This is a genomic window from Paenibacillus sanguinis 2301083 = DSM 16941, from assembly GCF_000374825.1.
GTDB lineage: Bacteria > Bacillota > Bacilli > Paenibacillales > Paenibacillaceae > Fontibacillus > Fontibacillus sanguinis.
Window position 1 is genome coordinate 208,733 of sequence record NZ_KB895382.1, and the last position, 21,616, is coordinate 230,348.

The window sequence follows — 21,616 nt, forward strand, 5'->3', positions numbered from 1 at the left end:
AGAGACTATGAGAACAACACGAGGTGAAAGATGGTTTTATGCATTTAATTACGGAGTACTGACATTGGCTGGACTCAGTTGCTTGCTGCCGCTTATTCACCTGATGGCGGTGTCCTTGAGTGATAACCATGCGATCCTGTCCGGGATGGTTACGCTGTGGCCGGTGGGCTGGAGCTTTGAGACCTATCGCTCGCTGTTTGAAGGCACGCGGATCGTGGAAGCTTTCAAGAATAGTGTCATTCTCACAGTTGTCGGGGTAGGTCTGAGTATGCTCTTCACGGTGATGGCGGCCTATCCGTTATCCAAGCGGCATTTCTATGCACGGAGAACGTTTACGTTGATTATTGTCTTCACCATGCTTTTCGGTGGCGGAACGATCCCGACTTTTCTCGTCCTGAAGGCATTGGGGCTAATCAATAGCTATTGGGCATTATGGCTGACGGGGCTGGTCAGCACGTACAATATGCTGGTCATGCGAACCTTCTTCGAGGGCATACCTGAAGAGGTGATCGAGTCGGCTAAAATAGATGGTTGCGGAGAGTACAGACAGTTGCTGCGAATTATATTGCCCTTATCTATGCCGGTCATTGCAACCTTGACGTTGTTCTATGCGGTCGGTTACTGGAATTCCTTCTACAGTGTGATGATTTTTATTCATGACACGACCAAATATAACCTTGCCGTCATGGTTCAGCAGATGGTGCAAAGTCAGACGATGCTGCAGGAGATGAATAATCTTCAATCGGAGAGTGTGCAGCAGATGACTCCGGAATCGATCAAGGCCGCTGCATTGTTCGTGATGCTCATTCCGATGCTGGTGGTATATCCTTTTCTGCAGAAGTATTTCGTAAAGGGTGTCATGATTGGTGCGGTTAAAGGATAGCTATAGAATTGTCTTGCTGAGAATTACGGTAAAATATATTAAATGGAGGTTATAGGATGATAGGCAGGAATCCAAGCAAGAGTGCGTTGCTAATCGCAGCGACTATGTTGGTTATGCTGGTGCTCGCTGCATGCGGAACAGGGAATAATGAGTCGACTGCAAGAGACAAGTCTGTCAATGGGGATAAGTCAGCAACCGGCCGCAGTACAATTACCGTTACCTTGTATGATCGCGGTAATGTGCCTCCAGCAGCAGGGACAGTGGACGACAACATCTGGTCTCAATGGATTAATGAACATAGTCCTGTAGGCGTTGATTTCATTCCATTCCCGCGCTCAGAGCAAGTGCAGAAGCTGAATCTGCTGTTTGCTTCAGGGGATGCACCGGACCTGATTCTGGAGTATGACGGTAACTTTCTTAATCAGCTGTATGGGCAGAAGCAGCTGTTGAGGCTTGATGACCTGATTGCCAAACACAGCACAACCTATAAGAAAATGACAGAGGAATATCCACAGCTGCGTACCCTCGGACAGATGGATGATGGCGGTACCTATCTGGTTGGGCGAATTCTGGGTATGAAGACCAATGACTACATGCTGATTCGCAAGGACTGGCTGGATAAGCTGGAGCTCGATATGCCGACCACAACTGAAGAACTTTTTGAGGTGGCCAAGGCATTCCGTGAGCAGGATCCCGATGAGAATGGGGAGCGAGACACATTCGGTATGAATATGGGCGGCAATAATGCAGAGTCTGTTATCAATGCCATGTTTAATAATGGCAGTCGTTTTGTACAGGATGGTAGGCTCGTTAATCCAACGGTAGGCGAGCAGGCAAAGGCAGCGGCCGATTTCCAGAAACGCTTGTTTGAGGCAGGCATCGTGGATAAGGATTTCCTGACAGATAAGACGGGTGAAGTGGCCAAGCAAAGCTGGATAAGCGGCAAACTGGGTATTTATCTGTCGAGTAGCGGGATTGACAATGCCTTACTGCTGGAAGCACACAAATCCTTGTTGCAGAATAATCCGGAAGCGGTGATTGAACCAGTCCCACTGCCAGAAAGCCCATATGGCGCCTTTAATCCCAAATATAAATCACCGATTCAAATGACCGGTGCAATCAATGCCCATGCCAAGGATCCGCAAGCCGTTATGCAATATATTGACTTCCTGGTAGAACAAGACACAATCATGACGTTAAAGAATGGGATTGAGGGTGTTCACTATAACAAGGATGCAGACGGTGTTGCGATCCCGATTGATGTGGAGAAGAATAAGACTGAACTGGTGGGCATGCTGGATTACAATATGCTAAGCTTCATCGGCACATTGCCAGAGAAGGAGCAAGCTGAGGTCAAGCTCAACATGGATGTTCCCGCAGAGAAGGCATTCAGTGAGCTGATTGACTCTGCACACGCAGCATTTCTGAATCCGGATCGGCCATTCGCTCATCCGATTATCAACTGGCCAGGCTTGCCGTCTGATCTGCAAGTGATATCTAAGAATACGGAAACCATTGGTGATATCTGGAGAAAGTCCATTGTTAGCGGTGATAAATATACGACCGATCAGGCGCTGGCTGATGTGCAGGCGCTATGGAACAATGCTGGCGGAACCAAGATTGATGAATATTTCAGCAATTGGCTTGAAGAGAAAGCAGACAATGTATTGTATATCAGTGATTTTCAACAGTAATATGACCAAAAATGAAAGCCCTTACCAGGAGAGAAGGAGAGAGACCGATGCAAGCTAATCTTGGCTTTCCCATTCAATCGAGCAAGCATATCCATCGCCATCCGGCTAATCCCGTGCTTACTCCCAAGGATGTGCCCTATGGCCCGGCAATGGTCTTTAATGCGGGCGTTGTCAAATTTCAGGGCAAGTATGTAATGGTATTCCGCAATGACTATGGCGATGAGCAAGGAGAGCAAGTATACCCAAGTCATACCACGAACCTGGGGCTAGCCTTCAGTGAGGACGGGGTGGCGTGGACGGTCGCGCCGAACCCGTGCTGGAGCTGGCATGATGAGGAGATTCAGCGGGTGTATGATCCGCGGCTTACCGTGATTGAGGGACGCTGCTATCTTTGCTTTGCAGTAGATACCAAGCATGGCATCCGTGGCGGAATTGCCGTTACCGATGATTTCCAATCGTTCGAGGTGCTCAGTCTGTCTGTGCCGGATAATCGAAATATGGTGTTGTTCCCGGAGCGGATCTGTGGTAAGTATGTACGTCTGGAACGCCCGTTCACGATATATAGCAGAGGGGGCAGGGATCGATTTGATATGTGGCTGAGCCGCTCGCCGGACTTACGTTATTGGGGGGACTCAGAGCTGTTGTTGGCCGTGGAGCAGGTACCCTTTGCGAATGATAAAATCGGACCGGGGGCACCTCCGATCAAGACGGAGCAAGGCTGGCTCACTACATTCCATGCGGTTGACCTGGACCCGACGCGTGGCAAAAACGGCTGGGAGCCTGCGTGGAAAAAGCGTTACACCGCAGGAATCATGCTGCTGGACCTCGACAATCCGAGTCGCGTGCTAGGGATGTACAAGTCGCCGCTCCTCGTGCCGGAGGCGGACTATGAGATTGCCGGCGGCTTCCGAAATAATGTCATCTTCCCGGGGGGGATGCTGCTTGAAGATTCCGGCGAAGTAAAGATTTATTACGGTGCTGCTGACACGGTGGAATGTCTGGCTACAGCAGACGTAGATGATTTGATTCGCCTTTGTTTGGAGCCGTAGAGCGGGGTGTAGAATTAAATAAACTGATGTAGAATGAATGCATATAGGCTGTTAATCTGGGCAAATGCATCAGTTTTTGGCGGATATCCTGAAAAAAGGTTGCAATTGCCCGTAATAGATGTTATTTTAAACTTCGTTGAAAAGAATATAGGAACCAGGATTCACTCAGGACATGGAGATGTTGCGAGAGAGTTTTCCCTCGGGAAGTGAATGACGTAGGTCCTAGCGGATGAAATTTTGTGACATATTTTATTCCTAGGAAGGGGGAACCGAAAGGTGGAACATTCGACTTTCGGAAGACACGTTGCTGTTGATGCTTGGGGGATCGACCCTGAAGTGCTGAACAACGCGGGGCTGTTGGAAGCTCACCTGGTGGAGGCCGCAGAAGCTTGCGGGGCCACGATATTGTCTATGCAATCCAGACAGTTTGAGGCACAAGAAGGGGCCGCTGTACTGGTGATGCTGTCGGAGAGCCATCTCTCGATTCACACATACCCTGAGAGAGGGTTTGCTGCAATCGATTGCTATACCTGCGGTGAAATGGTTGATCCGCAAGTAGCGGTGGAATATCTGGTATCCGTATTGGAACCGGAGAAGACGTACGTGAAGAAGTTGATTCGTGGCATGGGCGAGATGCAAGTCGTTGAGCCGAAGATTCAGGCTGCTGAATTCGTATAAACCTGATTGTTGAATTTGCATAACATGATAAATATAGTTTATAAATAACCATGGAGCCAGTCCATGGTTATTTATGTTGAATGAATACGATTTCATAAATTAGTCATAAAATACTCACGGATAGCTACGGGATCAAATAATTAATGTGATATAATTAACACAGTTTGCTTTTTGGTTCATGTTGAAGACATTTCATTTGAGGCAGGTGAACTTTGCAATGCACATTGTCGTGGTCGGACTAAACTACCGAACAGCGCCTGTGGAGGTCAGAGAACGCTTCTCTTTTGCTGATAAGGATATGCCGCAAGCGCTGCAGGAACTTATGCGCACCAAGAGTGTATTGGAAGGCGTGATTATCGCCACCTGCAACCGGACGGAAATATATGTTGTGGTAGATCGTCTGCACATGTGCGGATACTTTATCCGAAGCTTCATGGAACGCTGGTTCGGGGTTCCCCGTGAAGAGTTTACACGTCATTTATATATGTATGAGGAAGAGCAAGCGATTCGCCATCTGTTTAGAGTCGCTTGTGGACTGGACTCCATGGTTTTGGGCGAGACGCAAATTCTCGGCCAGGTGAGAAATGCTTTTTTGCTGTCGCAACAGGAGAAAGGGACAGGTACGTGGTTTAATCAGCTGTTCAAGCAAGCGGTAACGCTTGGCAAGCGGGCTCATTCGGAGACAACCATCGGGGAGAGCGCGGTATCCATCAGCTATGCGGCTGTAGAATTGGGCAAGCGAATATTTGGCAGCTTTCAGGGCAAGCGTGTACTGATTCTTGGCGCTGGAAAGATGAGCGAGCTTACGGCCAAGCACCTAAGCGGCGCAGGTACGGAAGAAGTGTTGGTAGCGAACCGGACCTTTGCCCGGGCTCAGGAGCTTGCCGCCAAGTTCGGCGGGGTGCCTTGTACGATGCAGGAGGCGTTGCAACGTCTTGAAGAGGTTGACATTCTCATTAGCTCAACGGGAGCGGAAGGTTATGTCATAACTTCTTCGCAGGTTGCCCGCAGTATGCAGCATCGTCAGGACCGTCCGCTGTTCATGATCGATATTGCGGTGCCCCGGGACATTGATCCGGCTATCGGAGAGCTGGAGCAGGTTTTTCTTTATGATATCGACGACCTGGAAGGGATCGTGGAGAGTAATATGGAGATGCGCCGTGCCGAAGCTGTCAAGATTGAAGCCATGATTGAGGAAGATATGGAGGCTTTTGGCGGATGGCTGCATACGTTGGGGGTCAAGCCGGTCATTCGAGCACTTCAGGAGAAGGGCTCTGATATTCATTCGGCTACACTCGATAGCCTCTTTAATAAGCTGCCTGAATTGGATGAACGCCAGCGTAAAGTCATTCGGCGTCTCACGAAAAGTATCATAAACCAGATGCTTCACGATCCGATTAATCGGGTCAAGGAGTTGGCAGGTGAGCAGCAGGGGCCAGAAGCGCTGGATTTGTTTGCTCACATCTTTGCTTTGGAAGACCGTCTCGCTGAAGAACATGCCGCTGCTTTGGTTGAAGAGGAGGCGCCGCCTGGGGAATTTCCAGAAATTCCGGTTGCTGAGAATAACCCGGAGCTTGCGGATACCCCAAGTGTAGCCGCAAGCCCGGTCTCCTATCAATCAGAACCTTCATTGCCCATGGTGAATATATAGGCATAGCGACAACATAATGTTTAGGATGAATTTGTGATCCCCGCCCTTGTTCCCTCCTGCGAATTGACTGTACAATTCGGGAGGGAAGGGCGGTTTTTTTCTGCCGAAAGGCAACCCGGAGTTCCTCTTGTTGTCAGAGACGGCATGGAAATATACGGTAGGGTAAGGTATGCTAGAAGCGATGCAACAACGCGATGGCGCGCCGTCGGGAAAGGAGCTTGGCATGCCTCATTACGTACCTGTGATGCTGAACCTGGAAGGCCAGAAATGCATGGTGATTGGCGGCGGGAAGGTGGCCGAGCGCAAAGCTGCGCTGTTGATTGAAGCGGGGGCGCAGACGATTATCATTAGTCCGGCAATTACAGCATACTTACAAAAACAGAGGGATGAGCATAAAATTCACTGGGTTAAGCGTAAGTATTTACCGGGTGATTTGGGGGGTGCTTTTCTCGCTTTCGCGGCAACGGACCAACAAACGGTGAATAGTGCCGTGGTTGCCGAAGGCGCCATGCTGGGAATTCCGGTCAATGACGTTAGTGAGGGCTCGCAAGGCAGCTTTATAACGCCAGCGGTTATTCGCCGCGGTGGCCTTGTTGTTGCCGTATCCACATCTGGTGCTGGACCAAGGGCTGCGCTTGCACTGTGCCGCGAGCTGGATGATTACATCGGAGATGATTATGAGCGGTATATTGAAGTGTTAAGCTCAGCTCGCTCCTGGATCAAGATGAACATATCGGAACCGGGATCAAGAAAACGATTGTTTCAAAAATTGGCTGAGGCGGATATTTTGACATCGATTCGGGCGGGGACATTCCATCCGCAGAGCGGCGAGGATATTGTGGCCTGGATCGAGAAGCAGGAGGAGTAGGGAATGACGAAGCGTACAATAGTGGTGGGAACGAGACAAAGCCAGTTAGCCTTGACTCAAACAGGGCAAGTTATAGAAGAATTGACCGCATTATGCGAGAGACATCATCTTCCCTTTCAATTTGAAATTCGTAAAATCATAACAAAAGGAGACCGGATTCTGGACGTCACCTTGTCCAAGGTGGGGGGCAAGGGGTTATTTGTGAAGGAGATTGAGCAAGCCATGCTGAGCGGGGAGATTGATCTGGCCGTGCATAGCATGAAGGATATGCCTTCAGTCCTGCCGGACGGCTTGATTAACGGAGCGGTCCCCAAACGGGTGGATCCTCGGGATGCCTTCATCTCCAGAACCGGGTTGCATCTGGATAAATTGCCGGAGGGCGCCAAGGTGGGTACGAGCAGCCTGCGCAGAGCCAGCCAGCTTCAGGCTTATCGTCCGGACCTGGTACTGGAGCCCGTAAGGGGCAATATTGATTCCCGGCTGCGCAAGCTTGAGGAAGGTCATTTTGATGCTATTATTTTGGCGGCTGCCGGATTGTACCGAATGGGTTGGGAGGGACGTATCACGGAATATTTGCCGGTGGACGTATGTCTCCCTGCCGTTGGACAAGGCGCATTGGGCATCGAATGCCGCGAGGACGATGCTGAAGTACGTCATTTACTGTCGCTATACAACGATGAAGAGACGGCCTTGACGGTGGCGGCGGAACGTCGTTTCCTCGGTGTACTGAACGGTGGCTGCCAGGTGCCGATTGGCGCTTATGCGACACTGGAGCATTCCTCCCGGCGTATTTCCTTGACCGGTATGGTTGGATCGACTGATGGGGTGACCATTCTTAAGGAGCATGCCGAAGGAGAGCGTCCGCTGGAGCTGGGTGAAGAAGTCGCGGAACGTCTGCTCTCTCTCGGGGCCGCTGATTTGTTAAAGGAAGCCGGGGTGTAATGGAGGATGGCAGGCAAAGTCTATCTGGTTGGAGCGGGTCCTGGGGATGCGCGCTTGATTACGTTGAAGGGCCTGGATTGCCTGGAGAAGGGTGATGTTATCGTCTACGACCGCTTGGCTAATCCAGGGTTGCTGCGGAGAGCCAAGCCCGGCGCAGAGAAGATATACGTGGGCAAACGGACGGAAAGACACACGATGAAGCAGGAGGATATCAATCAATTACTGGTTGACCTGGCACTGGCGGGCAAGACGGTCGTACGCCTTAAGGGCGGCGACCCGACAATATTTGGGCGAGTAGGAGAGGAAGCCGAGCTGTTAAGGCGTCACGGCATTCCTTACGAGATTGTTCCAGGAATTACAGCGGCGATTGCCGTGCCTGCCTATGCAGGGATTCCCGTGACTCATCGTGATATAGCCTCCTCCGTATCGATCATTACGGGCCATGAACGTCCGGATAAGCTGGATTTGGCCATTGATTGGGAAAAGGTAACCCATGCTACAGGCACGCTGGTCTTTATGATGGGGGTTGCCAATATCGGCTATATCACCAAGCAGCTAATACATTACGGCCGCCCGTCGGATACGCCGGTAGCGTTGATACGCTGGGGCACCCGGGCAGAGCAAGAGACGTTGACCGGTACGCTTGAGGATATTGAGGAGAGGGTGCTCGCTGCTGACTTTAAGCCTCCAGCAGTAATTGTTGTTGGCGAGGTCGTCAGTCAGCGGGAGCAGCTTCAATGGGCGGAGGCACTTCCCCTATTTGGCAAGCGAATTCTTGTCACCCGTGCCCGTTCCCAGGCAAGCGAACTGGTGCGGAGTATAGAAGATCTTGGCGGCGAAGCCTACGAGCTTCCGGTGATCGATGTAGTGATGCCGGATCATGCTCAAATCCAGGTGACTGATCAAGCCCTTGAGGCTTTGGAACGCTATGATTGGGTGTTCTTTACCAGCGTTAACGGGGTGGAGTATTTCTTCCGGCACCTGGAGAGACTGGGGAAAGATATCAGAGCGCTTTACGGTGCACGGATAGCTGCGGTTGGTCCGGCTACACAGGCGGCACTTCGCGCACATGGCATCGCTGCCGAGGGGTTGCCGGGACGGTTCCAGGCCGAGGGACTGATCGATGTTTATGGGCCCGAGCTGCTGGTCGGACAGCATGTGCTGCTGCCCCGGGGGGACCTGTCGAGAACATGGCTGCCCGCGGTGTTGCGGGAGCAGGGTCTTGAGGTTACAGAAGCGGTGATGTATCGAACGGTGCCTGCGAACGAAAGCGATGAGGAATTGGTAAAGTTGCTAGAGCTTGGGCGTATTCATGCCGCTACCTTTACCAGTTCATCCACGGTAACTAACTTGCTGTGTGCGCTGCGGGCAAGCGGTGCTGCTGATCCGGCCTCTGCACTTAAGGGTGTGGAGATTGCTTGCATCGGTCCGCTCACGGCCAAAACGGCCGAGGAGGCCGGGCTCAACGTGTCTATTCTTGCCCAAGAAGCCACGATTCCCAGCCTGATTGAGGCATTGTGCGCTTGGAAGCAACGGACTTCATAATAAAAATAAAGCTAATATTGACGGGATGCCCGTTACAGTTGATTACAGGAGGCTCATGATATGAATTTTCCAGTAGTAAGACATCGCCGTTTGCGGCAATCGGCCGCCATTCGGGGCATGGTGCGCGAAACGGTTCTGACGGTGGACGATTTTGTTCAACCGATCTTTGTCACTTATGGAAGTGGCGTTAAGCATGAAATCTCCTCAATGCCCGGCGTTTTTCATTTTTCGCTGGATACGCTGGAGGAAGAGGTTCAGACCATCGCAGATTTGGGGATCCCCGCGGTACTCTTGTTTGGTGTTCCCGATACCAAGGATAGTGTAGGAACTTCGGCTTATGCGGAGCATGGTATTGTCCAGGAGGCTACTCGAGTCATCAAATCACGTTATCCTGATATGCTCGTTATAGCGGATACTTGCTTATGCGAATTTACGGACCATGGTCATTGCGGCATGGTGCATACCTTTGAACGGGACGGGCAGGTATGCGGCGATGTGTTGAATGATGAATCGCTGGAGCTTCTGGTCAAAACAGCGGTCTCTCAAGCCGAGGCAGGTGCTGATATTATCGCCCCTTCCAATATGATGGATGGCTTCGTGCAAGCGATCCGTACAGGACTTGATGAAGCCGGGTTTAGCCATATTCCCATCATGTCTTACTCTGTTAAATATGCCTCGGCTTTTTACGGACCGTTCCGGGAAGCTGCGGATTCTGCGCCGCAATTTGGAGACCGGAAGACCTATCAAATGGATCCCGCTAATGCCCGCGAAGCGCTTCGGGAAGCGAAGTCCGATGTGCTGGAGGGTGCGGATATGCTGATGGTCAAGCCTGCGCTGGCGTTCATGGACATCCTGCGGATGCTGCGCGACCAGTTCGATCTGCCTCTGGTGGCCTACAATGTCAGCGGCGAGTATTCCATGGTCAAGGCTGCGGCACAACAAGGCTGGATTAATGAACGCGCGATCGTGACGGAAATGCTGCTTGGGATGAAGCGTGCCGGTGCGGACATCATCATTACGTATTTTGCCAAGGATATGGCACGCTGGTTGCGTGAAGGGCGTTAAGACAGCTAAGAGAGTAGCCGATTTGGCCATTCTTTTTATTATTGAGGAGGGTTATCGTTATGCAGGAGAAGTTAGGACGACGTGGAGCAGCACTATCACAGCAAGCTTTTGACGAAGCGAAGAAGGTTATGCCCGGGGGCGTCAACAGCCCGGTACGAGCTTTTAAATCGGTAGGCTTGACGCCGATGTATATCGACCGCGGCAGCGGCTCACGCATTTATGATATTGATGGCAACTGCTTTATCGACTATGTTTGCTCCTGGGGCCCCTTGATTATGGGACATGCTCATCCAGAGGTGGTTCGGACCCTTCAGGATACGGCTACCAAAGGAACGAGCTTTGGTGCGCCTACGCTATTGGAAACACAGATGGCACAATTGGTTGCTGAACGAGTCCCTTCAATAGATGTCGTGCGAATGGTTAACTCGGGCACGGAAGCGACGATGAGTGCAATTCGGCTGGCACGGGGATACACCGGGCGCAGTAAAATCATGAAATTTGAAGGCTCTTATCATGGTCATGCTGATAGCCTGCTCATTAAAGCCGGGTCGGGCGTGGCCACGCTGGGGTTGCCGGACAGCCCCGGTGTGCCGGAGGGAGTAGCAGCCAATACAATTGCTGTGCCCTATAATGACCTGGCTTCCGTAGAGTTAGCCTTCAACCGGTTTGGGGAGGAGATTGCTGGCATAATCGTGGAGCCTGTGGCTGGCAATATGGGGGTTGTTCCGCCGTTGCCGGGATTTCTTGAAGGGTTGCGCAGCATCACCGAGAAATATGGCAGCTTGCTGATTTTTGATGAAGTCATGACCGGCTTTCGCGTGGACATGCATTGTGCTCAAGGACGGTTTGGCATCACACCTGACTTGACTTGCCTGGGCAAAGTTATTGGAGGCGGGTTGCCGGTAGGCGCTTATGGAGGCAAACGCGAAATCATGGAGCATATCGCTCCAAACGGCCCGATCTATCAGGCCGGAACGCTAAGTGGCAACCCACTGGCAATGGTGGCTGGCTACACAACGTTGTCGCTGCTGACACCGCAGGTGTATGATCGCCTGGAACACTTATCAGCCAAGCTGGAGGCGGGATTTGTGCGCAATGCCAAGGAGCGGGGGATTCCATGCACGATCAATCGGGTTGGCTCCATGGTATGTCCGTTCTTCACCGATAGCCAGGTGATAAACTACGAAACCGCGAAGAGCAGCGATATTGCTTTGTTTAATAAATATTTTGCGGCGATGCTGGAGCAGGGCATTAACGTGGCCCCTTCTCAGTTCGAGGGAATGTTCGTGTCCGGTGCCCATACAGAAGAAGATATCGATCTGACCATCGAAGCGCACCGGCTTGCGCTACAAGCTTTGTGAGCCGGATAACCTATGGGGCGCGACGGGGAGAATGGCTGGAGCTGATGCCGGGCAAGCTGTCGCCAGCAGAAGGAGAAGAGCGGGTTGACGCTGCTTTGACCTGGCTCTTGGACCATATTGGCGCTCCGCCCAAGCTGATCCGTCGATTACACGCCGAGGGAGGGGTCAAGCTTGCCGGGGATCGCCTGCGGCTGCACCTCTTTCCGCCTCGGACCTCATCCTATGCTCCGCTTATAGCGGAGCTTGATCTTTTGGTGGAGGATGATTGGTGTCTGGTGGTGCATAAGCCGGCTGGCTTGAAGGTGCACCCCGATGGCGCTGGAACAGTCGCCCCTGTTTTACAGAGCGGGCTGACGACGACTCCGCCCAATACGCTGGCCAACCAGGTATCCGGGCTGTATGCGTTGCGCGGAGAAGCGGTTGCAGCAGCTCATATCCACCGCCTGGACGAGTACACCTCCGGACCGGTATTGTTCGCCAAAAATGAATATGCCCAGCTAAAGCTGGATGAAGCGATGAGTCGCAAAGTGATTCATCGTACTTATATTGCCTTCGTGCAAGGGGTGGTCGATCCGGAGCTGAAGATCATTGATCTGCCTATTGGGCGGGACCGTCACCATAATCAGAGGCGCCGCGTGTCTCCTGGCGGGAAGCCGGCGGTCACGCATGTGGAGAGGCTGGAGGTCTTCCCGCAGCACAACCTTAGTCTGGTCCGCTTGACGCTGGAGACGGGAAGAACCCATCAGATTCGCGTTCATCTTAGTCATGCCGGGCATCCGCTAGCGGGAGATACGCTTTATGGAGGAGACACTAGATGGCTGCCTTATCAGGCGCTTCATGGAGAGAGCCTGGCGTTCCCCCATCCGTTTACCGGAGAGATGGTAGAAGTGGCCGATCCCTGGCCGAGGGCACTAAACCAACTCTACGAGCAAATCCAGTAAAGTATTGACCCGCTGGCCAGATGTCCAACTGTTTATGAAAAAGCTGGCATGCACTCTTTTTTGAAGCATATAGATTAAAACGAGGATGATTTTGGATCATTGGCAACCGATGCTAAATCATGTTTTGGATATGCTGAAAGGAGGTAACGTTTTGGCTGATCAGTCCTATGGTCTCAGGTTCGATATTTATGAGCGCGTTCATTTATCGGAAGAAGTGATTGGTATTGAGGAATTGGAGGAAATCGAACTCTATCCAAAAATCCAGGTCATGCCCGGTGATGAGTATGCTGCGCTGCGCGGTCATTTGCTGCTGACGGGCTCTTACCTCGGCGAGGGAGAAAAGCGGGAGCTGGAGCACTATATTCCCGTGGAAATTACAATCCCCCTGAGCCGGGTGAACCGGTTGGAGGATATCACCGTCGAAATTGAAAATTTTGATGTGGACCTTCTAAGCTCACGAAGCTTGAACATTACGGGGGTGTTGTCGCTACAGGGAATTGAGACCTCCACCTTGCTATCGGAGAGCCATAGCTGGAAGGATCGGGAGTTTACGACCGCCCATGTAGTTCGCGGGGAGGAAGACGATGCCGAGGATGGATTGGAGGCGGAAACGTCCAGCTCGCTGCTGGCGGATGAGGATCGTTCCGGCTCGCCGCTTGGCTGGGAGGAAGCGGATACGGAAATATACTCCGAATCATCGGAGCATGAGGAGCAGTCAGCACCTGCCCTATCCACTGCTCCATGGCAAGCATTTCCGGAGGAGCGGTTGCCCTCTCAGGCGCCAACTGGGGACGAGCAGCAGGAATTAAGCTGGTCTGATGATATTGCCGGCTTCCAGAATACCGCCGCATGGGCGGACAAGGAATATGAAGCGGCGGAGGAGCGAGACGAAAAAGCGGACAGTCATGTCTGGTTTAAGGGAGAAGCGCACACCTATGGCGATATTCGTCATGCGCAATCCGACACGGAGGCCCAACAGAATGCCGGATACGCTGATGACGTTCAAGAAGCCGGGACTCTGCCCGATGAAGTTCTGGCTGAGGATGACTATGCTTTAGAGGCTTCCTCTCAGGGGATAACCGAAGAGTACTCCGATCCGCCAACGGAAGAGAAGCAGGAAATGAAGATTGCGCTTGGCGCCAAGAAGAACGGCTCAAGCGACAGCGAAGGCTTTGGCCTCACCAAGCTGCTCTCCTCCTCTTCAAGACTTGCCGAAGAAGGGGAGGCTGATGAGGAGGATCTCGCCGATGAGGCGGGAGCCGAGGTGGGCGAAGGCGAGGAGCTGAGATGGAAGAACCTGTTCATTCAGAGCGAGGACCAAACTCCATTCCGAAAGGTAAAGCTGGTGATCGTGCAGCGTGAAGAGACGCTGGATGATATCGCTGAGCGCTATCATCTTAGCTCCAGGGAGCTGCAATTGTATAATCGACTCTCTGAGCATGAACTGGCCGAAGGGCAAATTCTCTACATTCCCTAGGCTCGTGACTGGTTAGCCGGACTTAGGATTGACTCCGGGAGTGTTCCAAGTTATGATAATATAGATCAACATAAATGGATCTATGGCAAAGACTTGGAATGGGAAGAGTAGGCAGGGTGAACCCTTCAGAGAGCGGAATCAGAATGCTGAGAGATTCTGCGGGACACGTAGCTCGCCGAAGTCGCCCGGGAGTTGTTCGTTTGAGCGCAGCAATCGTTAGAATGAACCGGTAGCAGCCGTTATCTGCATAAGTGTCGTATAGCTCTTTATTTTAATTTGAAGACTTGCGAAACAAAGGTGGTACCGCGAAAGTAAAGCCTTTCGTCCTTTGAGACGAAAGGCTTTTTTTGTTTTTTGCAGCGGGCAAGCGATGTTTGCTTGGCTAGCGATTATCTTCAAAAAACCAAGGCTATGCTTATTGTAACGGAGGTTGAAAGGGATGACAGAAAACCAAGGTCAAGGTAAACAAGCGTCGACGGAAATGCCAACGACGTATGATCCGAAATCGGCAGAACAGAAATGGTACTCCTACTGGTTGGAGGGGGGCTTCTTCCAGGCTGGAAAACGTCCGGAGGCCAAGCCGTTTACTATCGTAATTCCGCCGCCTAACGTCACGGGCGTATTGCATATTGGTCATGCGCTGGACTTCACGCTTCAAGATATCCTGATCCGTGTCAAGCGGATGCAGGGCTATGATGCGTTGTGGCTGCCAGGCTCCGACCATGCAGGTATCGCGACGCAGGCCAAGGTGGAGCAGAAGCTGCGCGAGCAAGGCGTTAGCCGTTACGATTTGGGACGCGAGAAGTTTCTGGAGCAGGTTTGGGAATGGAAAGAGACGTATGCCTCGAACATCAAGTCGCAGTGGGCGAAGATCGGGTTGTCACTCGACTATTCCCGGGAACGCTTTACGCTGGATGAAGGCTTGTCAGATGCCGTAAAAGAAGTGTTCGTCAAGCTGTATAACAAAGGGTTGATTTATCGCGGCAAACGGATTATTAACTGGGACCCGGCTGCACGCACCGCTTTGTCTGATATCGAGGTGGAGTACAAAGAGACGCAGGGACATTTGTATCATTTGAAATACCCGCTGAAGGACGGAAGCGGCTCCATTACGGTGGCTACGACGCGTCCGGAAACAATGCTGGGCGATACGGCCGTAGCCGTTCACCCGGAGGACGACCGTTATAAGGACATGATCGGTAAAATACTCGTGTTGCCTGTTATTGGCCGCGAGATTCCTATTATTGCCGACGAGTACGTGGAGAAGGACTTTGGTAGCGGCGCGGTGAAGATTACGCCGGCGCATGATCCAAATGATTTTGAAGTGGGCTTGCGTCATGATCTGCCGCAAATTATCGTGATGGACGAGAGCGGCGTCATGAACGACGAAGCTGGACCCTACAAAGGTCTGGACCGGGCCGATTGCCGTAAGAAAATTGTCGCGGATTTGAAGGAGCAGGGTGTACTGATCAAGATTGAAGATCACCTGCATCAAGTTGGCCATAGCGAAAGAACGGACGCCGTTGTTGAGCCTTACTTGTCCACACAATGGTTTGTTAAAATGCAGCCGTTGGCAGAGCCTGTTATAAATGCGCAAAAATCGAACGAAGGCGTGAACTTCGTGCCAGAGCGGTTCGAGCGGACCTATCTGCACTGGATGGAGAACGTACGCGATTGGTGTATTTCCCGTCAGTTGTGGTGGGGACATCGCATTCCGGCCTGGTATTCCCAAGAAACCGGCGAGATGGTTGTAGCCAAGAGCGAGGAGGAAGCGCGTGAGAAGCTGGGCCGCGACGATCTCGTTCAGGACAACGATGTATTGGATACCTGGTTCAGTTCAGCCCTCTGGCCATTTTCAACGATGGGCTGGCCGGATGAAGAAAGTGAAGATTTCAAGCGTTATTATCCGACGGATGTGCTCGTAACAGCCTACGATATCATTGCATTCTGGGTATCGCGGATGATCTTCCAGGGCTATGAATTCACCGGCAAAATGCCGTTTAAGGATACGCTCATTCACGGCCTTGTACGTGATAGCGAGGGGCGGAAAATGTCCAAGTCCCTGGGGAACGGGGTTGATCCGCTTGAAGTTATTGAGAAGTATGGTGCTGACGCGATGCGGTATATGCTGTCGACCAGCAGCACGCCAGGACAGGATCTGCGCTTCCGCTGGGAACGCGTAGAGCAGGCGCGTAATTTTGCAAATAAAATTTGGAATGCCTCCCGCTTTGCTTTAATGAATCTGGAGGGCGTGCAGTATGAAGATATTGATATCAGCGGGGACCTGTCGACTTCGGATCGTTGGATTCTCCACCGCCTGAACGAGACAGCGCGGGATATCACCCGTCTTATTGATGCCTATGAATTCGGCGAGACTGGCCGCTTGCTATACAACTTCATTTGGGATGATTTATGCGATTGGTATATTGAATTTGCCAAGCTGTCGTTCTATGGAGAGGATGCTGCTGCCAAGCAGAAAACCCAATCCGTATTGGCCTATGTTCTGGACCGAACACTGCGTATGATCCATCCGTTTATGCCGTTTATTTCCGAGGAAATATGGCAGCATTTGCCGCATGATGGCGACACGATTATGCTGGCCGCTTGGCCGGAGTTCAAGACCTCTCTGGAAGCACCGGATGCTGTTCAGGAAATGAACCTCTTGATGGATGTCATCCGTGCTGTACGGAACATCCGTGCCGAGGTGGGCGTACCGATGAGCAAGAAGGTGGAGCTATTCATCAAGCCGGGGAATGCCGAAGTGCTGAAGGTGCTGGAGCGCAATGCTCATTATATACGCCGCTTCTGCAACACCTCGGAATATGAGGCTTCCCTGACGGTTGCCGTGCCGGACAAAGCGATGACTGCGGTAGTGACTGGCGCCGAGCTGTTCCTGCCGTTATCCGGACTGATTGATATCGGTCAGGAGATCGAGCGCTTGTCCAAAGAGCTTGATACGTTAAACAAAGAGGTTGAGCGGGTAGAGAAAAAGCTGGCGAATGAGGGATTTGTAGCGAAGGCTCCGGCCAAAGTCATCGAGGAAGAACGTAGCAAAATGGCGGATTATGCTGAAAAACGCGATAAAGTGCTGGCCCGGATTGCTGAACTGAAGGGCTAAGCTGGAAAATAATAAATCGAAGGTGACGGAAACATGGGGGATCATACAGACGAAGAATCACGCTCCCCGGGACTGCAAAGCTATGACGAAGCGGTAAGCTGGATTAACGCGCTGCTGCCGTTTGGCATTCGGCCAGGACTGGAGCGCATCGAACTAATGATGGAGCGGCTAGGGCATCCTGAACGGAGACTCAAGTTCATTCATATTGCCGGGACGAATGGGAAGGGCTCTTCCTGTGCTTTTCTGACCCGAACATTTCGCGAATGCGGTTACCATGTGGGGACGTTTACGTCCCCGTATATCACCAAATTCACGAATCGGTTCCAATATGATGAGACGGATATTCCTGAGCAGACACTGCTTGAATTAAGTAATCGTATTGCTCCGTTGGTGCAGGAGATTGCCGATACCCAGCTTGGTTCTCCGACGATGTTCGAGGTTAGCACAGCGATCGCCATTCTGTATTTTGCCGAGGTCTGCTATCCTGATGTGGTGGTATGGGAGACCGGGCTTGGGGGAAGGATGGATGTTACCAACATCGTGACGCCAATCGTTTCGCTCATCACGAATATTGGCTACGATCATATGGATGTGCTAGGTGACAGCATTGAGCAAATTGCCAGGGAAAAGGCGGGAATTATTAAGCCCGGTGTACCTGTCGTAAGCTGCGTGGAGCAACCGGAGGCTATCGCAGTGCTGAAAGAAACGGCGGAGGCCAAGCGCGCCCCCCTATATTTGCTGCAAGAGCAGTTTCATTATAAACGCCTGTCAGCCGGAGAATCGGAGCAGCAAATTCATTTTTGCGGCCCTTTTCGCGAGCTTCCGCTCACCCTTGGCCTGATTGGCGAACATCAATGCAAAAATGCATCCGGCGCTATGATGGTACTGGAATTGCTGCGACAGTATATGGCCTTCGTCCTGGAGGATGAGTCGCTACAGGATGGCTTCCGCACCACCTTCTGGGCAGGGCGGCTGGAATTGATTCGCAAGCAGCCACGCCTGGTGCTCGATGGTGCCCACAATCCGGAAGGAGCGGCATCGCTTGCCCAAAGCTTGCCTGAGGCCTTTCACTACCGCAAACTTCATTTAATGATGGGGATGTTAGCCAATAAGCATCATCATGGCTACTTGAAGCATATATTACCAATAGTGGATACACTTATACTGACCGAGCCCGATTTTCGCAGGAAAATGGATGCCGAGGCATTGTACAACCTCGTGACCCAAGTTAAGGGAACGGATGCGAAAGCGGATTTGAAAATTATCGTGGAACGTGACTGGAGAAAGGCCCTTTCGCTGTTGGAGTCACGGACGGAACGGGACGATCTTGGGGTAGTGACCGGTACATTATATATGATATCCGACGTGCGGGCGGCCCTTTTGCATCAAACCGATTCTGAAAAAGGCTGGTGACCATTTTGTCAAATATTACGGAACAACATGTACACTTTATTGGCATCGGGGGCTATGGTATGAGTGCCATTGCCCGCGTCATGCTGGAGATGGGTTATACCGTCACGGGATCGGACGTCGCTTCCCAGGAATTGACGGAGAAGCTTGCTGCCAAAGGGGCGAAAATTTATATCGGTCATACTGCAGAGCATGTTCATGGAGCTGATCTGGTAGTCTACTCCACGGCATTGCCGCAGGATAATGTGGAGCGTCTGGAGGCACAGGAGCAAGGGATTCCTATCCTGCACCGCTCGCAGATGCTTGCACGATTGCTCAATGAGCGGACGGGGGTTGCCGTTGCCGGAGCCCACGGAAAGACAACAACCTCGTCAATGATCGCGTTGGTGATGGAGCAATGCGGCACGGACCCGACTTATATTATCGGTGGGGAAATTATGGATATGGGTACGAATGCCAAGGCGGGGCAAGGCAAATGCGTCGTGGCAGAAGCCGATGAAAGCGATGGCTCGTTCCTGCAATATCATCCCTCCCTTGGCGTTGTCACCAACATCGAGGCCGATCATCTTGAGAACTATGGAGGCGACTTCGGGCACTTGAAGGATGCATATGTGCAGTTCCTCAACCAAGTGAAGCCGGGCGGGAAGGCCGTCGTTTGTGGCGATGATCATAACGTACAGGAACTTCTGCCCAAGCTGCATTGCCAGGTTATCACCTTTGGCATGGAACCTGTCTGCGAGTATACGGCACACGACATTCAATTGGGAGACCGGTGCGTCAGCTTTATGATGAAGCATGACGATGTTGCGCTGGGGACTGTTGAACTCTCTGTTCCAGGCAGACATAATGTGTATAATGCGATGGCTACGGTCATCGTATGTCTGGAAGCGGGGATCGCGTTTGAGGACATTGCCAAGGCGTTGCCTCACTTCCATGGGGCGAAGCGGCGGTTTCAGGTATTGGGTGAAACGAACGGCATTCTGATCATTGACGATTATGCCCATCATCCGACGGAAATTCAGGCGACCATTGCTGCGGCAAAGGCCACCGGCAAGCGGATTATTGCTGTATTCCAGCCGCAAAGGTACACGCGGACCTTCTTCCTGCTTGATGCGTTTAGCCGAGCTTTTGGAGAAGCGGATGAAGTGATTATTACTGACATTTATTCTCCGGCCGGAGAGAAAGCCATCGAAGGTGTCCATTCCTCCAAGCTGGTTGAATTGATTAAGGAAAACAGCAATGCAGGCGCCCGGTATTTGGCCACCAAGCAAGACGTGCTGGCTGAGCTTCAGCACCGTCTTCAACCCGGCGATCTCGTGCTGACGATGGGAGCTGGAGATATCTATAAAGTAGGCTATGAGCTCGCAAAAGATCTAGCCAATTCATCCAACCACTGAGGCTGGATTCTATTCTGTCCTTCAGGCAAATATAGCCTGAAGGACGTTTTTTTAGCTTGGCATATCCCTCTCTTCTCCTTCATATGGTTAGGATAGATGACTGGACAAGGAGCGTGCGGATGTGAACAAAGCCAAGATGACATTCCGGTTGGATGGCGAGGGTCGGGAATTCAGGCCAGTTCAGCAAAAGGAGCCTGGAGAAGAGCTCAGCGAATGGGCCTTCCGGCAAGAAGGCGATGGCAAGAACGAGAGGCCGTATCAGAGCGAAGGCCAAGCAGGCAAGGTTGTGCCATTCAGTAAGCGGCCTTTGGCGGAACCGCTAAATCAGCAAGGGGGAAATGACAACTCATGGCAAGATCCTCCCGCACCGCAGTATCGCGCTGTAGAGACGGTAGAGGAATGGGGCGATCCTTTTACGGATTATACGGGAATGAATTTAACGGTTTTTCCAGAGGGACAGGAACGAGAGCGCTTGGACCTATCGCCTGAAGAAGATGAACAGGAATGGCGCGAGCCGCATTACTCTCGTCCTAACCGAACCTCATGGTGGAAGGTAGCGGGCTCCCTAACGGGGGCGATTGTAACCGGAGCATTATTTGGCTTCGTCGTATTGTCGCTCTTTAATCAGGAGATGCCCCTGCCTGTTCCCATTCCCGGTTTGGGGACGGAGGCAGCACAGACGAAGACGGGGAACGATACAGTGCTTCCGGTCATGGGAGCGATTGATGATGAATCGGACAAGGCAAGCGGGGATACGTTACCGCAAATCAGGGTGAACCTTCCCGAGCAGACTTACTATTTTCTGCAATATGGCGTGTTCAGCTCGGCAAATGGTGTTGAGCTTGCCCAAGAGGAGCTGCGAGCAGCGGGAGTGGCCGCCGCTAGGGACACTGTGGATGAGAAGCGGGTATATGCCGGAGTCTCAACAGATCGCGAACAGTCCAAGCTGCTGAGCGGGCAATTAAAGGCGGCAGGTGTTCATTTAATCCTGCATGAAATCGCACTTCCGCAGGCCATAAACATTGCATTTTCCGGGAATCCGAATGATCTGGAGACTTTTATGGAGCATAGCGGTGAATTAACCGCTCTGCTAAGCTCTACATCAGCCTCCTTGCTGACGGATACGGAGCAGAAGCCTCTTCGTGCCGAAGACCGGCTGCTGCTGGAGCAGCAACATCAACTATGGACAGAAAGCGTATCTGCGATCCGCGGCAAATGGTCTGAGGAGCAATCTCTTCACATTAGCGAGATGGAGAAGGCCATGAACGGTGCGATAGAGGCCATGGGCGAATATGATAAGAGCGGTGCCAAAGCGCTGCTATGGGAAGTGCAGAATGATATGATGCGCTTTATCCTGGCGGAGCAGGCACTGGTTGCGACAGGAATTGAATAAAGAGAATGCCCGAATATGACAGAGGGATGGAAATCGTTTCCTCTGTCTTTTTGTGTTTGCACCCGGGACCTAATTAATCATATAATAGGTTAGTGTCAAAATATGGCGAGGATGAAGGCGGATAAGTTGTAACCATTCCGTCTA

16 protein-coding genes and 1 other annotated feature are annotated in these 21,616 nt (G+C 51.9%); all 16 genes read left to right on the forward strand.

Annotation, left to right across the window (positions count from 1 at the left end):
- Positions 1-7: 7 nt before the first annotated feature.
- Positions 8-883, forward strand: coding sequence for a carbohydrate ABC transporter permease (locus C557_RS0113140; RefSeq protein ID WP_018752335.1), 876 nt, complete (start codon positions 8-10; stop codon positions 881-883).
- 56 nt (positions 884-939) lie between these two features.
- The gene (locus tag C557_RS23545) at positions 940-2,577 is read left to right on the forward strand and encodes an extracellular solute-binding protein (RefSeq protein ID WP_018752336.1); all 1,638 of its coding nucleotides are present in this window, start codon (positions 940-942) and stop codon (positions 2,575-2,577) included.
- 47 nt (positions 2,578-2,624) lie between these two features.
- Positions 2,625-3,626 (forward strand): glycoside hydrolase family 130 protein, encoded by a 1,002-nt coding sequence (locus C557_RS0113150; RefSeq protein WP_018752337.1) that lies wholly within the window; start codon positions 2,625-2,627, stop codon positions 3,624-3,626.
- Positions 3,627-3,902: 276 nt separating this feature from the next.
- A complete protein-coding gene (gene speD, locus C557_RS0113155) occupies positions 3,903-4,304 on the forward strand; it encodes an adenosylmethionine decarboxylase (protein WP_018752338.1) in 402 nt (133 codons plus the stop codon).
- Between the two features lie 217 nt (positions 4,305-4,521).
- A complete protein-coding gene (gene hemA / locus C557_RS0113160) occupies positions 4,522-5,955 on the forward strand; it encodes a glutamyl-tRNA reductase (RefSeq protein ID WP_018752339.1) in 1,434 nt (477 codons plus the stop codon).
- A gap of 169 nt (positions 5,956-6,124) precedes the next feature.
- Entirely contained in the window at positions 6,125-6,823 is a 699-nt protein-coding gene (locus tag C557_RS0113165) for a precorrin-2 dehydrogenase/sirohydrochlorin ferrochelatase family protein (RefSeq protein WP_018752340.1), read from the forward strand.
- Positions 6,824-6,826: 3 nt separating this feature from the next.
- Entirely contained in the window at positions 6,827-7,765 is a 939-nt protein-coding gene (hemC, locus tag C557_RS0113170) for a hydroxymethylbilane synthase (RefSeq protein WP_018752341.1), read from the forward strand.
- 6 nt (positions 7,766-7,771) lie between these two features.
- On the forward strand, positions 7,772-9,310 hold the full coding sequence (gene cobA / locus C557_RS0113175; RefSeq protein ID WP_018752342.1) for a uroporphyrinogen-III C-methyltransferase: 1,539 nt from the start codon (positions 7,772-7,774) through the stop codon (positions 9,308-9,310).
- Positions 9,311-9,370: 60 nt separating this feature from the next.
- The gene (gene hemB / locus C557_RS0113180; RefSeq protein ID WP_018752343.1) at positions 9,371-10,375 is read left to right on the forward strand and encodes a porphobilinogen synthase; all 1,005 of its coding nucleotides are present in this window, start codon (positions 9,371-9,373) and stop codon (positions 10,373-10,375) included.
- Positions 10,376-10,434: 59 nt separating this feature from the next.
- Positions 10,435-11,736 (forward strand): glutamate-1-semialdehyde 2,1-aminomutase, encoded by a 1,302-nt coding sequence (hemL, locus tag C557_RS0113185; protein WP_018752344.1) that lies wholly within the window; start codon positions 10,435-10,437, stop codon positions 11,734-11,736.
- A gap of 44 nt (positions 11,737-11,780) precedes the next feature.
- A complete protein-coding gene (locus tag C557_RS0113190; protein ID WP_018752345.1) occupies positions 11,781-12,677 on the forward strand; it encodes an RluA family pseudouridine synthase in 897 nt (298 codons plus the stop codon).
- A gap of 151 nt (positions 12,678-12,828) precedes the next feature.
- Positions 12,829-14,154 carry a LysM peptidoglycan-binding domain-containing protein gene (locus tag C557_RS0113195; protein WP_018752346.1) on the forward strand — a complete coding sequence of 442 codons (1,326 nt, stop codon included), beginning with the start codon at positions 12,829-12,831 and terminating at the stop codon, positions 14,152-14,154.
- Between the two features lie 85 nt (positions 14,155-14,239).
- Positions 14,240-14,486: a binding site (T-box leader), on the forward strand.
- A 107-nt stretch (positions 14,487-14,593) separates the two neighbouring features.
- Positions 14,594-17,272, forward strand: coding sequence for a valine--tRNA ligase (locus C557_RS0113200; protein WP_018752347.1), 2,679 nt, complete (start codon positions 14,594-14,596; stop codon positions 17,270-17,272).
- Between the two features lie 33 nt (positions 17,273-17,305).
- Entirely contained in the window at positions 17,306-18,685 is a 1,380-nt protein-coding gene (locus C557_RS0113205) for a bifunctional folylpolyglutamate synthase/dihydrofolate synthase (RefSeq protein ID WP_018752348.1), read from the forward strand.
- 59 nt (positions 18,686-18,744) lie between these two features.
- Entirely contained in the window at positions 18,745-20,079 is a 1,335-nt protein-coding gene (murC, locus tag C557_RS0113210; protein WP_018752349.1) for a UDP-N-acetylmuramate--L-alanine ligase, read from the forward strand.
- A 121-nt stretch (positions 20,080-20,200) separates the two neighbouring features.
- Positions 20,201-21,472, forward strand: a complete 1,272-nt coding sequence (locus C557_RS0113215) for an SPOR domain-containing protein (protein WP_018752350.1) — start codon at positions 20,201-20,203, stop codon at positions 21,470-21,472.
- Positions 21,473-21,616 lie beyond the last annotated feature (144 nt).

What these genes read in the sequence shown, in the direction of transcription:
- hemA (WP_018752339.1), top strand. Translation starts at nt 4,522, where the DNA reads ATGCACATTGTCGTGGTCGGACTAAACTACCGAACAGCGCCTGTGGAG.
- cobA (WP_018752342.1), top strand. Translation starts at nt 7,772, where the DNA reads ATGGCAGGCAAAGTCTATCTGGTTGGAGCGGGTCCTGGGGATGCGCGC.
- C557_RS0113165 (WP_018752340.1), top strand. Translation starts at nt 6,125, where the DNA reads ATGCTAGAAGCGATGCAACAACGCGATGGCGCGCCGTCGGGAAAGGAG.
- C557_RS0113140 (WP_018752335.1), top strand. Translation starts at nt 8, where the DNA reads ATGAGAACAACACGAGGTGAAAGATGGTTTTATGCATTTAATTACGGA.
- hemL (WP_018752344.1), top strand. Translation starts at nt 10,435, where the DNA reads ATGCAGGAGAAGTTAGGACGACGTGGAGCAGCACTATCACAGCAAGCT.
- C557_RS0113205 (WP_018752348.1), top strand. Translation starts at nt 17,306, where the DNA reads ATGGGGGATCATACAGACGAAGAATCACGCTCCCCGGGACTGCAAAGC.
- C557_RS0113150 (WP_018752337.1), top strand. Translation starts at nt 2,625, where the DNA reads ATGCAAGCTAATCTTGGCTTTCCCATTCAATCGAGCAAGCATATCCAT.
- hemB (WP_018752343.1), top strand. Translation starts at nt 9,371, where the DNA reads ATGAATTTTCCAGTAGTAAGACATCGCCGTTTGCGGCAATCGGCCGCC.
- C557_RS0113190 (WP_018752345.1), top strand. Translation starts at nt 11,781, where the DNA reads ATGCCGGGCAAGCTGTCGCCAGCAGAAGGAGAAGAGCGGGTTGACGCT.
- murC (WP_018752349.1), top strand. Translation starts at nt 18,745, where the DNA reads ATGAGTGCCATTGCCCGCGTCATGCTGGAGATGGGTTATACCGTCACG.
- C557_RS23545 (WP_018752336.1), top strand. Translation starts at nt 940, where the DNA reads ATGATAGGCAGGAATCCAAGCAAGAGTGCGTTGCTAATCGCAGCGACT.
- hemC (WP_018752341.1), top strand. Translation starts at nt 6,827, where the DNA reads ATGACGAAGCGTACAATAGTGGTGGGAACGAGACAAAGCCAGTTAGCC.
- C557_RS0113200 (WP_018752347.1), top strand. Translation starts at nt 14,594, where the DNA reads ATGACAGAAAACCAAGGTCAAGGTAAACAAGCGTCGACGGAAATGCCA.